Origin of the sequence: Mesorhizobium australicum (genome assembly GCF_900177325.1) — a bacterium.
Taxonomy (GTDB): domain Bacteria; phylum Pseudomonadota; class Alphaproteobacteria; order Rhizobiales; family Rhizobiaceae; genus Mesorhizobium_A; species Mesorhizobium_A australicum_A.
Genome location: NZ_FXBL01000004.1, coordinates 5,113,607 through 5,129,087 on the forward strand (window position 1 = coordinate 5,113,607; position 15,481 = coordinate 5,129,087).

General features: G+C 63.4%; 15 protein-coding genes. 7 read left to right on the plus strand and 8 right to left on the minus strand.

Annotated elements, in window-relative coordinates; genetic code table 11:
• Positions 1-65 precede the first annotated feature (65 nt).
• The gene (locus tag B9Z03_RS27635) at positions 66-947 is read left to right on the plus strand and encodes a LysR family transcriptional regulator (protein WP_085467177.1); all 882 of its coding nucleotides are present in this window, start codon (positions 66-68) and stop codon (positions 945-947) included.
• A gap of 6 nt (positions 948-953) precedes the next feature.
• Here the strand turns inward: B9Z03_RS27635 and B9Z03_RS27640 are convergent, their stop codons facing one another.
• The 7 genes from B9Z03_RS27640 to B9Z03_RS27670 all read right to left on the minus strand — a co-directional run bounded on the left by B9Z03_RS27640 (position 954) and on the right by B9Z03_RS27670 (position 11,136).
• A complete protein-coding gene (locus B9Z03_RS27640) occupies positions 954-2,624 on the minus strand; it encodes a vWA domain-containing protein (protein WP_085467178.1) in 1,671 nt (556 codons plus the stop codon).
• A gap of 152 nt (positions 2,625-2,776) precedes the next feature.
• Entirely contained in the window at positions 2,777-3,466 is a 690-nt protein-coding gene (locus B9Z03_RS27645) for a DUF1013 domain-containing protein (RefSeq protein WP_085467179.1), read from the minus strand.
• 206 nt (positions 3,467-3,672) lie between these two features.
• On the minus strand, positions 3,673-5,670 hold the full coding sequence (locus tag B9Z03_RS27650; protein ID WP_139832415.1) for a sulfotransferase: 1,998 nt from the start codon (positions 5,668-5,670) through the stop codon (positions 3,673-3,675).
• 22 nt (positions 5,671-5,692) lie between these two features.
• Positions 5,693-6,700, minus strand: coding sequence for a hypothetical protein (locus B9Z03_RS29635; protein WP_139832416.1), 1,008 nt, complete (start codon positions 6,698-6,700; stop codon positions 5,693-5,695).
• Entirely contained in the window at positions 6,701-9,253 is a 2,553-nt protein-coding gene (locus tag B9Z03_RS27660; protein WP_085467182.1) for a rhamnan synthesis F family protein, read from the minus strand. It lies immediately after the preceding gene.
• Entirely contained in the window at positions 9,250-9,738 is a 489-nt protein-coding gene (locus tag B9Z03_RS27665; protein WP_085467183.1) for a hypothetical protein, read from the minus strand. Before B9Z03_RS27665 ends, B9Z03_RS27660 begins: the two co-directional genes overlap by 4 nt.
• A gap of 387 nt (positions 9,739-10,125) precedes the next feature.
• Positions 10,126-11,136 carry an NAD(P)H-quinone oxidoreductase gene (locus B9Z03_RS27670; protein ID WP_085467184.1) on the minus strand — a complete coding sequence of 337 codons (1,011 nt, stop codon included), beginning with the start codon at positions 11,134-11,136 and terminating at the stop codon, positions 10,126-10,128.
• Between the two features lie 91 nt (positions 11,137-11,227).
• Here B9Z03_RS27670 and B9Z03_RS27675 point away from each other — a divergent pair, with 91 nt between their 5' ends.
• From B9Z03_RS27675 to B9Z03_RS27685, 3 genes are all read left to right on the plus strand, one after another.
• Entirely contained in the window at positions 11,228-11,419 is a 192-nt protein-coding gene (locus B9Z03_RS27675; RefSeq protein ID WP_085467185.1) for a DUF1192 domain-containing protein, read from the plus strand.
• 99 nt (positions 11,420-11,518) lie between these two features.
• A complete protein-coding gene (locus B9Z03_RS27680) occupies positions 11,519-12,760 on the plus strand; it encodes an MFS transporter (RefSeq protein ID WP_085467186.1) in 1,242 nt (413 codons plus the stop codon).
• Between the two features lie 54 nt (positions 12,761-12,814).
• Positions 12,815-13,078, plus strand: coding sequence for an ArsR/SmtB family transcription factor (locus tag B9Z03_RS27685; RefSeq protein WP_085467187.1), 264 nt, complete (start codon positions 12,815-12,817; stop codon positions 13,076-13,078).
• A gap of 86 nt (positions 13,079-13,164) precedes the next feature.
• On the opposite strand, the gene B9Z03_RS27690 is transcribed toward B9Z03_RS27685, so the two are convergent.
• On the minus strand, positions 13,165-13,356 hold the full coding sequence (locus tag B9Z03_RS27690) for a YdcH family protein (protein ID WP_085467188.1): 192 nt from the start codon (positions 13,354-13,356) through the stop codon (positions 13,165-13,167).
• 235 nt (positions 13,357-13,591) lie between these two features.
• On the opposite strand from B9Z03_RS27690, the gene B9Z03_RS27695 reads away from it, so the two are divergent.
• From B9Z03_RS27695 to B9Z03_RS27705, 3 genes are all read left to right on the plus strand, one after another.
• Positions 13,592-13,795: a YdcH family protein gene (locus B9Z03_RS27695; RefSeq protein ID WP_085467189.1), complete on the plus strand. Its 204-nt coding sequence runs from the start codon at positions 13,592-13,594 to the stop codon at positions 13,793-13,795.
• A gap of 72 nt (positions 13,796-13,867) precedes the next feature.
• Entirely contained in the window at positions 13,868-14,362 is a 495-nt protein-coding gene (purE, locus tag B9Z03_RS27700; RefSeq protein ID WP_085467190.1) for a 5-(carboxyamino)imidazole ribonucleotide mutase, read from the plus strand.
• A complete protein-coding gene (locus B9Z03_RS27705) occupies positions 14,359-15,444 on the plus strand; it encodes a 5-(carboxyamino)imidazole ribonucleotide synthase (RefSeq protein WP_085467191.1) in 1,086 nt (361 codons plus the stop codon). The genes purE and B9Z03_RS27705 overlap by 4 nt, the downstream gene beginning before the upstream one ends.
• Positions 15,445-15,481: the final 37 nt, after the last annotated feature.

The following is a 15,481-nucleotide window of genomic DNA, read 5'->3' on the forward strand; positions in this document are numbered from 1 at the left end:
ACCGTTGTGCGCCGTCTCAATAGCGACTATGGTTGATCTATATTCTTTGCATATCGGGAGGGGATATGAACTGGGATGACGTGCGCATCTTCCTCGCCGTGGCCCGCGCGGGACAGATCCTCGGCGCGGCCAAGCGGCTTGGTCTCAACCACGCGACCGTCTCGCGCCGCGTCGCGGCGCTCGAGGAAAGCCTCAACGCCCGGCTGTTCCGCAGGCTGACCACGGGCAGTGAGCTGACGCCGGCCGGCGAGCACTTCCTGGCGGTGGCCGAGCGGATGGAAGGCGACATGATCGCCGCCCGCGCCGAGATCGCCGGCGAGGGCAACGACGTCTCCGGCACGGTCAGGATCGGCGCGCCGGACGGTTTCGGCGTCGCCTATCTCGCGCCGCGGCTGGGCGAGCTGACGCAGAAGCACCCGACGCTTTCGGTACAGCTCGTGCCGGTGCCGCGCTCCTTCTCGCTGTCGCGCCGCGAGGCCGACATCGCAATCACCGTGGAGCGGCCGACGGAGGGCCGGCTGGTCGCTGCCAAGCTTGTCGACTACACGCTCGGCCTCTATGCCTCGAAGGCCTATCTCGACGCTCAGGGCGTGCCGGCGACGATCGACGACCTCGGCAAGCACCGGCTGGTCGGCTATGTCGGCGATCTGGTCATCAGCCCGAGCCTGGACTACGCCACCGAGATCTCGCCGCGCTGGAACGCCGGCTTCCAGATCTCCTCGGCGCTGGGCCAGACGGCGGCGGTGCGGTCGGGCGCGGGGATCGGCATCCTGCACACCTTCATCGCAAAATCGTTCGATGATCTCGTGCCGCTGGCGATCGCGCCGCCGATCCGGCGCGCCTACTGGCTGGTCTACCATGAGAGCGTCAGGCCGCTGCGGCGCGTGCAGGCGGTGTCGGCCTTCATCGCCGGACTGGTCGAGAAGGACCGCGCCAGCTTCGCCTGAGCGCGGTCAGGGCAATGCCACTGCCGTCTCCGTCCGTTCGCCCGCGCTGACCTTGGCCTCGGCTTCCTTGCCGGCGTCGTCGTTCAGCTGCCTCGCGACGACGACGTAATCGCCGGCCGGAAGCGTTGTCTGGAATTCCTCGCCATAGGAATAGGAGAACGATTTGCGCTTGCCCTGGATGTCCTTCTTCGCGCCCAGGATTTCGATGGAATGCGCGCCGGGCGCCGAGATAGCGAGCACGCCGGCGTTCAGCACGACTTCGACATCCGTGGTTTCTCCGACCTTGACGCTGAACGGGGTCTCCGCATCGGTTTCGCCGATCCGCGCGTGCAGCACATAGTCGCCCGGCGGAACCTCGTGGGCGCTGTCCGGACCATAGGCGGACACGACGGACCCGCGCGACCCGTCCAGCTTTTTCGCCGCCTTGAGGATCTCAAGGAACAGGCCGCCGTCCTCGACCTTCATGCCCGGCACATAGGCCGCGTTCGTCACCGCGCGGCCGACACCCACGACGACATCCTTCGTGACGGTGTCACCGGCATTGACGACGACCGTCTCGGTGACTTCGCCGGCACCGATGCGGACATTGAGCTTCTGTTCTCCCGCCGGCGTGATGAACGTGGCCTGCCCGTAGGTGGTCGTTTCGCCACCGGGATAGACCAGATTGACGGCCGCGCCGTCGACGGGCTCGCCACCGGGAATCGCCAAAGGCCGGACGATCAGGGTGCCGGCATTGAGCACGAAAAGCGGCTCGGTCAACTTGCCGGCCTCTATCGTGACGGGCTGCTCCGTGCCAGCCTCGCCGTAACGGGCGACAACGACATATTTGCCGGGCTCCAGGCTCGTCTTCCAGCTGTTGCCGTAGTCGGTCGAGACGTATTCGCCGCGCGAACCGTCGGCATTGGCGCGATAGACCTCCCAGGCGTTGCCGGCATTCCCCGGCAACGGGTCTTCGCCTTCGGCCATGATCACGACCGGCGCAAAATTGTATTCCGGAGCAGCCGGCTCAGGGGCTGGTGCCGGCGCGGGGGTCGGCTTGGCCGCGGGCTGTGATGCCTGGGCGACGGTCGTCGCGAGTGCCTCGGAGAGCGCATTGCCGTCTCCGGCCTGGACGTACATCCCGCCGGTATTCTCGGCCAGACACGCGACCTTGCGGCCTTCCTCCTCCGTCAGGCCGAAGCCGACGACGTGCGCGGTGAAGCCGACACCACCCTTTTCGAGCTCGTTCGCCAGCGCGCATGGATCGGCGTCGCATGTCTCGATGCCGTCGGTGACGAGGATCACCGTCGCCTTCTCCTCAGTGTAGCGCAGTTCCTCGGCGGCGCGCTTCACGGCGGCGGAGAGCGGCGTCTTGCCCTTCGGATTGATCCTGTCGACGGCAGCCGAAATCGCGGCAGCCGAGCCAGCGGCTGGCGGAACGAGAGTCTCGATGTCCTGGCAGGAGCCTTTCTCGCGGTGGCCATATGCCATCAGGCCGAGCTCAAGACCGGCGGGAAGGCGGCCGAGAACCTCCTTGATCGTCTGTCGCGCAATCGTAATGCGTGGCACACCATCGATCTGCGCCCACATCGAGCCGGAAGCGTCGAGCACGACGATCGCACGATCGGCAGCGAGGGATGGTATGACCGACGCCGCCATGGTCATAAGACCTGCGGCCAAAGCAAAACGAAGTCTCATGATGTCTCCCGCGACGTTTCGATCTCGACGGGAGTTACCAGCACATGTGACGTTACGGCAACCCCGTTAAAGGCGGAATCGAACAGGGCAGCGCGGAAGAATGCCGGCGATAGTCTTCGCCTGCGCGTGCAATTGCGCTGGCGAGAGCCCGACTATTCCTCGTCGTCTTCGGCGTCCTGGCGCTTGAGCGAGGACAGCTTGGCGAAGACCTTGGAGGCGTCGAGCTCCTCGTCCTCGTCCTTCGGCGCCTGCTCCAGCGGCATCCGCTCGGTGAGCGCGGCGGGCAGCAGCGTATCGCCGACGGGCGCGGCCGGTGCGCGACCCGAGGACGCGCGCTGCACTTCGAGATCGAGGTCGATCTGCGAGCACAGGCCGAGCGTCACCGGGTCCATCGGCGCCAGGCTGGCGGAGTTCCAGTGCGTGCGGTTGCGGATCTGCTCGATGGTCGACTTGGTCGTGCCGACGAGACGCGAAATCTGCGCGTCCTTCAATTCGGGATGGTTGCGCACCAGCCAAAGGATCGCGTTCGGCCGATCCTGGCGCTTCGACAGCGGCGTGTAGCGGCCGCCGCGACGCTTGGCTTCCGGCACGCGCACCTTGGGCTCGTTGAGCTTGAGGCGATAGTTCGGATCCGTCTCGCCGCACTTGATCTCGTCGCGGGTCAGCTGGCCGTTCATGATCGGGTCCATGCCCTTGATGCCTTGCGCGGCCTCGCCGTCGGCGATGGCGCGAACCTCGAGCGGGTGGAGATGGCAGAAGAAGGCGATCTGGTCGAAGGAGAGCGCCGTGTTGTCGACCAGCCAGACGGCGGTCGCCTTGGGCATGAGCAGCGTGTTGGCCATGGGTAAAATCCTCTCGTTCGCCCGCGTCCCTAGCGCGGGCGGTGGGCAAACCACCGAAGAATGGGAAATCGCGGCCGATATAGACCGAAAGCGGAGTCGAGGCAAGAGAAAGGGCTGAAGACGCCGTGGGATCCTGGCCACGTGAGGTCGCGCCATCAAACCAATATAACAGCGGTCGAATAGGGGCTAACCAGAAATGGCGATCTCTATCGCCCTTTCAGCAATCGCGAAATACCGCGCAGTGGCGCCGTCAGGCGCCAGGACGTGCTGCTGGCAACGGCCTGCTTGAAGGCCTCCAGCTCGGCCGCCTTATGTTCAAGTGCCTTTCCTGCCTCTTCGGCCTTTTTCTCCAGCGGCTTGAGACTGTCCCGTTCGGTCCTGATCACCGAGATTTCCGTCGTCACAGCCTCGAGCGCCGCGGACTTTCGGTCGAGTTCAGAGCTTACCTCTTCGACCTTCTTCTCCAGCGGCTTGAGGTTATCCCGTTCCGCTGCCAAGCGGTTAACTTCAGACGCAATGGTCTCCAAGGCTGCAGCTTTCCGGTCGAGTTCCAGGCTTATCTCTTCGACCTTCTTCTCAAGCGGCTTAAGGTTGTCCAATTCCGCTGTCAGGCCGGAAACGTGCGACGCGGCAGCCATGCGCTCGCGCGCCATTTCCTCGCTCAGGACTGAAAGTCTCGTCTCAAGCGACGTCTTCGACACCGCCAATGCGGCTTTCTCGCGCTCGAGACGAGCCACGACCTCTTCCGCGCGCTTGCTGTCGAGCACAGCACCGAGTTCCTGGCGGATCAGCGGAGCAAGCTGACGTGCCATCTGAGCGAGATGCCTCGCATCGCGTTCGTGGCGTTGCTCCAAGCGTTCGAGCTCGTCGCGCGCGGCTTCCAGTTCGCCGGACAGCCGCGCAATCTTTCCCTTGTCCTGTTCTGTCTGATCACGAAGCTCGTCGAGTTCGTGACCACGCTGGAGGAAAGCGCTACGCATCTGGGCGAGATCGCTTTCCAGCTGCTGTTTCGCCCTAGCAACCTCGTCAAGACTGGACGACAGATTCGCAATGTTAGTCTGATCCTCATTAGCGCGGCCGCGAAGTCTATCCAGTTCCCGTTGTTGGTGCCCGAATGACTCTTGCAGTGCGACGAGCGCTTGCTCGGCTTGGCTGCGGGCAAGCGCATTATCCCCGAATTGCCCTTCCAGCTCGGCGATCCGGGCCTCCGCAGCGCCGCGTTTCCTCTGTTCGGTCGCGTGATTGGCTGCGTGCCCGATGGATTCGGCGCGCACAGTGGCCAGAGCCGTCTCGGCCTTCGCCAGCTTTGCCTGCAGGCCTCGCGTTTCTTGTGCGATCACTCCGAGCAGCGGCGAGGCCTCGTCGAACGCGGCTCTCACGGCATCGAGTTCGGCATAGTCAGCCGCCTGCTCGCCGTCCGCCGCCCACCGCTCGAACACCTCATAGGCACGCGCTACCCATGCGAAGGCCAGGGAATGACGCGGCATGGTTTCGCCCGCAGCCCGGAAGTGCCGCAGCTCGCCCGAGAGGAACGCCTCGATATCGCTTGCCGCGTTGTCCGGATGGCGCGGCCAGCTCAACCCCAGCCCCTCGCCGATACGAGCCACCGTCGCGCGCCAGTCCGACAATAGACCATCATAGGAGACGAAGACGCGCGACTGCCCGCGGCTGCCGGCCTCCGCCTCGAGCGCGTGACGCAACCAGAGCAGCAGACCCACCGTCTCCGGCCAGCCTTCCCGGCGGGTCAGCGAGGCGGCCACTTCCTTGGGATGACGATGAATGCAAACATAGCGCGGCCCGACATCCAGATCGGCCAGAACCCGTTGCCAGAACGGCAGAAGGCGGCACATCCGTGGATCCTTCATGACGAAGAAACCGGAACCGCCAAACTCCTCCTCAATGACCTTTGCCGCCCGCGCTCGATACTCGGGGAACCGCGGCGACGCGTACCATTCGGTATTGAAGGCTGCGGAATCGTCCCAGGAGGACCCTGCCGACATGAGCAGATCGTCGTTCAGACGATATGCCTTCATCGATTCGAAATACCCCTTCGGATTCGCATCCCCAGGAGGCATCAACTCCTTGGGCAGATCGGATCCCATATGCGCCAGCACACCAGCTATCGCAGAGGTCCCGGAGCGATGCATGCCGAGGACGACAAGGGCGGTGCGGGGAGGAGCAGAACCTTCGATGAGCGTATTCATTCGTGACGCGATCATACTGATTTCACTTGCGCTCGTCGCGGCGCTCGAGACTTTCAACGCGAGCGGCCAGTCTTTTGATCTGATGGGCCTGGCTAAACACCAGATCCATCATGGTGCCCAGAATATGATCCGTCAATTCTGAAAGATCAAAATCTTGTTCCGGCTGAACTCTATTCTTGGAAAGATTAAACCCGAACTCGCGCTCAAGATAAGAAATAGTCTCACTATTCTCCGCTAGGATTTGGGAAATCTCACTCACATCGAATACATGAGAGAATTTACTCGACAAACTCCTTGGAGTTCCAGCAGGGACACCCCGTGAAGAAACGGCGTTATAGAGATCTGGGAGCGCCATTTGCGGATGCGTATTGTTGCATGCACCCCGGAGCAAAGTCTCCGACGATGAAGGGCGAACCTGCTGCCTGCCGGAAGCAGATTGAAAATCGACACCGAGATATCTTGAAAATTCTGCAACCGAATCGGTGTTGTCGTCCAGCAGAACCACACTAACGTTAGATCCAAATATTTCGCGCCAGCGCCGGATAAAATCGTATTGCCGAATAAGCTCGCGAGCCTTTACGGAGAAGGAACGGACTGGCCCTAAATTCGTCTTGTGAACCACCCCCCACTGAATGTAAGCCGAAGGCAACCAGCTTGCTGGAGGGCGAACAAAAATTATAATCTTAAGCTCAACATGCCTCTCTATCCGCTTAAAGAAGACATCAAGCTTATCTATGTTTTCTAAATATTGCTCGTTCGAAATCAGGAAATTTTGAACACCTTTCTCTTGACCAATTCTATTGATCTCTTGAACAAATATGTCCGCACATAATTCAAATTCGTCCTTTTTCTGTTTAAGAAATGCCTGAAATCCTTGAAACTGATCGAACTCCGGACGTATGATATCCAGCCATTGTCCGAGATACAAATACCCTGCCCTCAAAAGGGCAGGATCATTCTGGGCTAGAGCCGCCTGGATTGTCGTCGATCCAGTCTTACCCATGCCGACATGAAAAATAACTTTAGGCAACTAAACTCTCTTCTGATCCAGTTTATGCACGAAGACTGAATCCAATCCAGCTTGGGTGGTCACTGCGGGCCAGAGTCGCTCGATCAGATGGAACTCCGTCCCGTCGTCCGGAATCGGCTCATTCGGCCACGGGTAGTTGTGCCCGAACAAGTCCCTCATGGCCAGAACTACGGAACGACGTATCCAAAACATATTTCCGACCGGCAACAGGAGCGGATTGTCGGGCAACGGACCCGAAAGACGATCTACGAACCGGGGCAGGAGCTCGCGCGACGCGTTCCAGGGTATGAAGTAAGGATCGAACGGGGCGACGAGCCCAATCCCGTCCTGGCCGATCAAGTTGATCGCAGTGGAGATTTCCTTTTCGTCGCCGAGCAGAATCCGCATCAGGAACGTCCGCCATACATCGCCGGATCGAACCGTCGCCAGGGATTTCTTCTGGTGGAGATGGCACCAAACCTCGTCGTCGCCAGCTGCCCCTCCTTCGGCGAACAATTCCATGAACGGCAGGATATCGCGACCTCGATTGGGAACGATCACCACCTCGGGAGAAAGCTCCTCGGAGGCGGCAATCCTGCGGATCTCATCCGCCTTCCTTTCTGTATCGGTGGTGAAAACGATACGCTTCGCCAAGCGATATGCGCGGTAACGCTTCAGGTCGTCGCCCAGTTCGTCGGTATAGTAGGCGTGCACGTGGATAGAGAATTCCGTCTCGGGCACCCGCGGGACCTGTTCGTAGGGGAGAAGCCGGAGTCTTTTGTGCGTCCAGTTGTCCGAACTCGCCAGCTCCTCCTCGACGTCCGCGAGATCCCGCCACACGAAGCGCCGACGGTAGCGCAGCATCTTTTCGCGTTCGCGAACGCGCAGCGGGCGGTCACCATCGCCGCTCGTATAAAGCACCGGCACGTCGATCTGGCTCGCACCGCGCACGAAGTAGCGCTGGGCGGCGAGCCGCGCTTCCAGCGCCTTGCGGATGCTGCCGAAGAGGCGAGGAGGCGGCAAGGATTCGACGCCGGCCGTTGCCGCCTTACGCGGTAGCGACAGGATAGCCTCTGCCGCAGCCAAGGGATTGCCGTATTCGACCGACGTGAAATGCTCCGTCTCGGCATAGAGACTGTCGCCAAAGCCCGAAGCACCTTCGAACTGCACGATATGGCAGCCGGCATCGAGTGCGTCGAAAACGACATTCGGCAGCGGGTCGAGCCGCGAGGAGACGAGCATGGCGTCCGAGGCCGCGATCAGATCCTGGTAGGCGGGACCTGCCGGAAGGAAGAACAGGTTGCCGCCATGTTTGTCGGCGCCGGCCTGTTTCATATGATACTTCATCCAGACGCCGAAACTGATGTCCTCGAAGTTGAGGCCGTCGCCGATCCAGACGAACACCGTGTTCGGATCGCGGTCGCGGCAGATCTGCGCGACCATCGTGAAGATGTCGGTGCCCTTGCGCCATTGAAGGTGCCCTGCTCCGCAGATCAGCCGCACGTTCGAAAGATCGCGCCCGATGACATTCGACAGCCGGGCCCGGGCTCCGTCCAGCGTCAGCGCGTCCACTCCGCCGGTCGAGAAATTGCGCTGCCTCACGATCGTGGAATCGCGCGCAGTGTCGAACTCGATGTCCTTGAGCCGGCCCGCCCAGCTGTCGCGCACATGCTCCGATGAGAATACCACGAGGTCGGCGAACAGGCCTGTGAAGGTGGATTTGTAGGTAGGGAGCACGTAATGTACATACTCATGCACATATGATGCGAAAGGTATCTCCTGCGCGACGAGAAACGGGATGAACGACCAGGCCTCGACGGAATTGACGATCGCGAAATCGATTCTTGAGAACACCTCGCCCCTGTAGTGGCGGAAATCGCCGAGCGGCCGCGTGACGATGACCACCTCGCAGGCATATTCGAGGAACGAATCGAGCAGCGGTCCGTCCTTCAGCGATGCGACGATGACGTTGTGGGTGCGTGAGGCTTCGCGGACCAGATCGAGGGTGACGATCGGCGCTCCCGTGCGGGAGAGTTCGTGCGTCCCGATCAGGCAGGTCGGCCGGTCCGCGGAGTAGGCGCCACGCCCGTGATGCTGCGAAGCAAGCAGATGCTTCAGCGTCTGGCGGCCTTCCTTCACGCCATAGGCCAGGTAGTGGATCAGTGCGTCGACGCCCGCGCTTCCGATATCAGGATAGGTGTCGAGATAGGCTTCGAGCGAGAAGTCCGAGATGCGCGCGTCGACAGGCGGGCCGAGATGCATCAGCTCGAAGGCCAGGTGAAGCGCCTCGGGGTCGCCGCTCGCGATCGCCTGGCGGATGTCGGGATCGACGATCAGCCCGTCGACGACTGCCGTCAGGTCCGGCCGCTCGGCAATGGCCCGAATGTAGAGGGACGGAGCCGCACCCTTCGCCTTGCCGTGCCGCTCGTAGTGTGCCCTGAGGGCTTCGGGATCCTGGCCAAGATCGGGCCATTGCCGGCCGTAGAAATCGGGATCGAACCTGAAGTCGGGGCGACGCTGGAGAACATTCGCCGCCGACGCATGCTTGCGCCAAATCGCCAGGAGGTCGGTCATGCGCGCGCACCGGAGAAGGACAGGTTGAGCAGGTCGACCATCTGACGATCTTCGATCCGGTTCTCGCACATGAACGACAGGACATCGCGTAGCACCGGGCTCGTCGCGATCATCTCGCCCAACCGCAGCGTGGCGAGCGCCCCCTGGCTTGAGAAGGCGGCCTCCAGGTCGCCCGGATGGCGACGGCCCAACTCGCCCTGGGCCTTGACGAAGGCAGGTTCGCACGGGCGGTCCATGTAGAGCAGTGGCCAGCTTTCGTTCTCGAAATGCACCTTCAGGAACGAAAGTATGTCCATCAGCAGGGCGGATGTGCTGGACGGTGTCTCGAGGCAGTCCAGAACGAGGAAGTCCTTCTCGAGTTGCCTGAACAGCGATCGTCTGGGATGCTGACCCGGAAGAAACACCAGGAGCGCCGGCCCGTCCCACCCGAGCAGGTGACCCATGTCGCCGCCCGTCTCGAGGCAGTTTGATGTCGCGATCAGCATGGGATCTTGCTCTCGTCGCCGACAAGAAGAAAATATTCTGCCTTCATAGGCCTTTCAAAACTTCACAATGTTGATCCGACATGACGCAACGCGATAGCGTTGCCGCATTACACTTGTGTGGCTGTCGCGAGGCGTTGTGCCGGACATGTCAGTTGGCATGCTGCATCGGATGGCTTGCGCTTCGATGATACCGAAAGCGCATCGGCTGGGGTTGCAAGGAAAGCTGGGCAAGGCTCAGCCGCAGGGTTCATCGAATCGCATCTGAACGAAAATAACCTACAGTAACTTCTTTGGCACTTTGTTCAGAGTTTTGCACTGCACAAAACGGAAACCAAGCCGTTTTTGTCGTGAACCTGTTGGTGTTCCGGAGTTCTGAAGCCGTCCAGTTCACCCGACATCCAGCACGATCTTGCCGATGTGCTCGCCCTCTTGCATGCGCTCGTGCGCGCGCCAGGCCTCGCGCAGCGGGAAGATCATATCCAGCACGGGCGCGATCCTGCGTTCCGACAACAACGGCCAGACCTGCCGTTCCAGCTCCGACGCGATGTCTCCCTTGAACTCCACCGTGCGCGGACGCAGCGTGGAGCCGGTATGGGTCAGGCGCTTGACCATCAGCTTCGAGAAATCGGCCGTCGCCTTGGGCCCCTGCAGGAAGGCGATCTGGACGATCCGCCCGTCGATTGCCGCGCAGTCGTAGTTCCGGCCGACATAGTCGCCGCCCACCATGTCGAGGATGACGTCGGCGCCCTTGCCGCCCGTCACCTCCTTCACCACCGCGACAAAATCCTCGCTCCGGTAATTCACCGCGCGGTCGGCGCCGAGCTTCGTGCAGGCCTCGCACTTCTCCGCCGACCCGGCGGTGGCAATGACGCGCGCGCCGAACGCCTTGGCGAGCTGGATCGCGGCGGTGCCGATGCCCGAGGTGCCACCATGTACCAGGAAGGTCTCGCCCGCCTTCAGCCCGCCGCGCTGGAAGACGTTGTGCCACACCGTGAAGAAGGTCTCGGGAATGGCGGCGGCCTCGGTGAAGGTGAAGCCGTGCGGCACCGGCAGCGCGTTGGTCTCGTGCACCAGGCAGAATTCGGCATATCCCCCGCCGGGCGTGAGCGCCGTCACGCTGTCGCCGACCTTCCACCGCTTCACGCCCTCGCCGGTCGCCGCGACCTCGCCGGCCACCTCGAGGCCCGGCAGGTCGGACGCACCCGGCGGCGGCGGATAAACGCCTTGCCGTTGCGCGACGTCAGGCCGGTTCACGCCCGCGGCCTTGACCCTGATCAGGATCTCGCCCGGCCCAGGCTGCGGCAGCGGCCGCTTCTCAGGCTTCAGCACCCGTGGACCGCCCGGCTCGGTGATCGCGATGGCCGTCATCGTCTCGGGCAATCTGGCCGGCTGCTTCATCTCGGTTCTCCGCTGCTTGTCCGGGGTTGTTCACCCCGTTCGTCCGGCTCTATGTATCCTCTGTCCGCAAAGAGGCAAACCGGAGGACGACATGGCCCTGTTCGAAGAGGAGCCGAGGAAGAAGAAGCTGGTCCACGAGATCGGTCAGGACCTGTCGGCGCTGTCGGTCGGCGAACTTGAGGAGCGGATCGACCTGCTGCGCGGTGAGATCCTGCGCCTGGAGGCGGAAAAGGCGGCCAAGGGCGCGACGCGCAACGCCGCCGATGCCTTGTTCAGGCGCTAGGAAAAATCCGCCCCGGCGGAACGAAGGCGTTTTCCCGTCCTTGAAAGGACACAAAGCGGGTATCCTCAGCCGAACCGAATCCCAGAGCGGAAGCCTGTCATGTTCGCATCCTTCGGTCCGATCCTAGCCCTATTGCGCGGCACGGCCTTCCTGCTGGCCGCATCGGGCCTGCACGGGCTGCTCCTGCCGCTGCGCGGCCAGGCCGAGGGCTTCTCGACCTCCTCGCTCGGCCTGCTGGGCACCGCGTGGGCGGCCGGCTTCGTCGCCGGCTGCCTGTTTGCGCCGCGCCTTGTCCGCCGGGTCGGCCACGTGCGCGCCTTCGGGGCATTCGCTGCGTCCGGCGCCATCATCGCGCTGATGACGGGCCTGCTGATCCATCCGATGATCTGGGTCGTGCTTCGCGCCTTCACCGGCTTCGTCATGGCCGGCGCCTTCATGGTCATCGAGAGCTGGCTCAACGAGCGCGCGACCAACGAGAACCGCGGCACGGTCTTCGGCCTCTACATGATGGTCACCTATGCCTCGATCATGGCCGGCCAGATGCTGGTCGCATTCGGCGACGTGACCACCGACAAGCTGTTCATGGTCGCCGGCATCTTCTTCTGCCTGTCGCTCATCCCGACCGCGGTCTCCACCGCGGTGACGCCCAAGCCGCTGCAGGAAGTCTCGCTGGACATCAGGAGCCTCTACGCCAACTCGCCCGTCTCGGTGGTCGGTTGCCTGCTCGTTGGCGTTGCCAACGGTGCCTGGGGCACGCTGGGCGCGGTCTACGGCGCGCAGATCGGCGTCTCGACGGCGACGATCGCGCTGATGATGAGCCTGACCGTGGTGGCGGGTGCTGCCATGCAGATGCCTGTCGGGCGCATTTCCGACATGACGGACCGCCGTAATGTGCTGGCCGGGGCCGCCTTCATTACGGCCGTGATCGGCGTCGCGACCTATTTCCTCCAGCCGAGATCGGACGTCTTCGTGCTGATCATGACGGCGGCCTACGGCGCGCTCGCCTACACGCTCTATTCGATCGCGGTGGCGCATGCGAATGACCACGCGGATGCGGCGAACTTCGTCAAGGTGTCCGGCGGCCTGCTGCTGCTCTACGGCTTCGGCACGATGATCGGGCCGGTACTGGGAGCGGTGTTGATGGAGCAGCTGCGGCCGGATGCGATTTTCCTCGCGACCGCGCTCGCCCACCTGGGGCTGGCGGGCTACACGCTGGTGCGCATCCGGGCCCGTGCGCCCGTGCCGATCGCCGAGCGCGAGTCCTTCCAGACGCTGCCGTCCGAGCGCGCGGTCACGCCCGAATCCCTGCGTCTCGACCCGCGCAGCGGGGAATCGCCGTAGCGCAACCGCGCATTGAACCGTTGAATTGGGCCGCATGCTCTCTTACGCTGGGGTATGGCGATCGAAGATGCGTTCCTTGCAATATCCGATCCGAACCGGCGGACGATCCTCGAGGAGCTCCGCCGGCAGCCGCGCACCGTGAACGAACTCGCCGCCGGACTGCCGGTGTCGCGCCCGGCCGTGTCCCAGCATCTCAAGGTGCTGCTCGACGCCGGCCTCGTCTCGGTGCGCGCCGAGGGGACGCGGCGGATCTACGCGGTCGAGAACGGCGGTTTCCTGCGCCTCAACCTGTGGCTCGACCAGTTCTGGGCGGAATGAGGCTTTTCTGAACTGAAACGGCCCGCCGGGAGCACCGGCGAGCCGTTGAAAAAAGCTGTGGACGCGCCGCGAGGGCGCGGAAGAGATCAGTGTCGGGTCTGCGTATCGTCCTTCTCGGTACGGAGCCGCTGGATCTGGTCTTTGAGAGCCAGCTTCCGGCGCTTCATCGCGACGATCTCCACGTCGTCTGTCGACGGGCTCGCTTGCGCCTCGACGATTCGCTGTTCGATCTCGCTGTGGCGCTTCTGAAGTTCCGCAAGATGGGACGCTAATGACATCTGTCGTTCTCCCTTCGCTGGTTTCCTCGTTTTCCGCCAGGGAGGCCGCCCCGCCGGACGGCGTTCATGACGGACGGATGACACTGTGCCACCCCTCCCCGCGAATGTCGAACACCTCAGAGTAGCATTTCGTTTCGCGGCGAAATGTGATATGGCGACTCGCCGGTCGCAGCCCGTGTCCGGGCTCCCCGACATTCCGGCGCGACCGCGCGACATACATCGAGACGGAACCTAGATGTCCGACCAGGACCAGGCAGAAATCAAGCTTGAATATGCACGTCTCAAGCAGGAACATGCCGACTTCGACGCTGCGATCAACGCGATGATCGCCACCGGCTGCGATCCTTTGCAGATCCAGCGCATGAAGAAGAAGAAGCTGCATCTGAAGGACAAGCTGATCCAGCTTTCCGACAAGGTGATCCCCGACATCATCGCCTGAACCGGCGGCGGGCCGCTGCTTGCGCCGCCCCGCCGATTCCGCTAGGTCCGCCGCCTGACGAGGGATACCGACATGGCCGGCAGCGACGTTGCGATCATCATGGGCAGCCAGTCCGACTGGGCGACCATGCGCCACGCCGCCGAGACGCTGGAAAGCCTCGGCATCGCCCACGACAGCCTGATCGTCTCCGCCCACCGCACGCCCGAACGCCTCTACGAATTCGCCCGCGGCGCCAAGGCCAGGGGCTACAAGGTGGTGATCGCGGGCGCGGGCGGCGCGGCGCACCTGCCGGGCATGACCGCCTCGCTCACTCCTCTGCCGGTGTTCGGCGTGCCGGTGGAATCCAAGGCGCTGTCGGGCCAGGATTCGCTGCTGTCGATCGTCCAGATGCCCGCCGGCATCCCGGTCGGCACACTCGCCATCGGCCGCGCCGGCGCGGTGAACGCCGCGCTCCTGGCGGCAGCCGTGCTGGCGTTGCGCGACGAGGCCCTGGCGGCGCGCCTCGACGCCTTCCGCAAGGCGCAGACCGACAAGGTCGCGCTCGTGCCCTCGGACAGCGCCGAATGACGGCGCCGCTGCCGCCCGGCTCGACGATCGGCATCATCGGCGGCGGCCAGCTCGGCCGGATGCTGGCCATGGCCGCCGCCCGGCTGGGCTACCGCACGATCATCCTCGAACCACAGGCCGATTGCCCGGCGGCGCAGGTTGCGAACCGGCAGATTGCCGCCGCCTATGACGATGAGACGGCGCTCGCGGAATTGGCCGAGAGCTGCGACGTCGTGACCTACGAATTTGAGAACGTGCCGGTGCAGGCAGCCGCCGCGCTCGCAGGCCGGGTGGAGGTCTCGCCGCCGCCGATGGCCCTCGACGTGTCGCAGGACCGGCTGACCGAGAAGAGCTTCATCAACGCGGCGGGCACCCCGACGGCGAACTTCCGCGCGGTCGATTCCGATGACGACCTGATCAGCGCCTGCGCCGCGTTCGGCGGCTCCGGCGTGCTCAAGACCCGCCGCCTCGGCTATGACGGGAAGGGGCAGCGCCTGCTACGCGGTGCCAACCCGGCCGATCTCGCCGGCGTCTACGCAGCCATGGGTGGCGTGCCGCTGATCCTTGAAAGCCTTGTTCCCTTCAAGCGCGAGATCTCGATCATCGCCGCGCGCGGCCGCGACGGGACGGTGCTTTGCTACGACCCGGCCGAGAACGTCCACCGCAACGGCATCCTGCACACCTCGACCGTTCCGGCGCGCATCCCGGAGCGGACGGCAGAGGCGGCGCGCAAGGCCGCGACAGCGATTCTCGAAGGGCTCGACTATGTCGGCGTCATCGGCGTCGAGTTCTTCGTGCTCCGCGACGGCAACCTCCTGGTGAACGAGATCGCGCCGCGGGTGCACAATTCCGGCCACTGGACCGAGGCCGCCTGCGCCATCTCGCAGTTCGAGCAGCACATCCGCGCGGTCGCCGGCCTGCCGCTTGGCGATCCGAAGCGCCACTCGGACTGCGTCATGGAAAACCTGATCGGCGACGACGTGAACCGGCTCGCCGACCTCGCCGCCGAGCCGGACACCGTCATCCACCTCTACGGCAAGGCCGAAGCGCGGCCCGGGCGCAAGATGGGGCATTTCACGCGATTGACGAAATCGACCTCATAGCTTATCTGCTATGTTTGCGTTTTGGACTCTAGCCGAT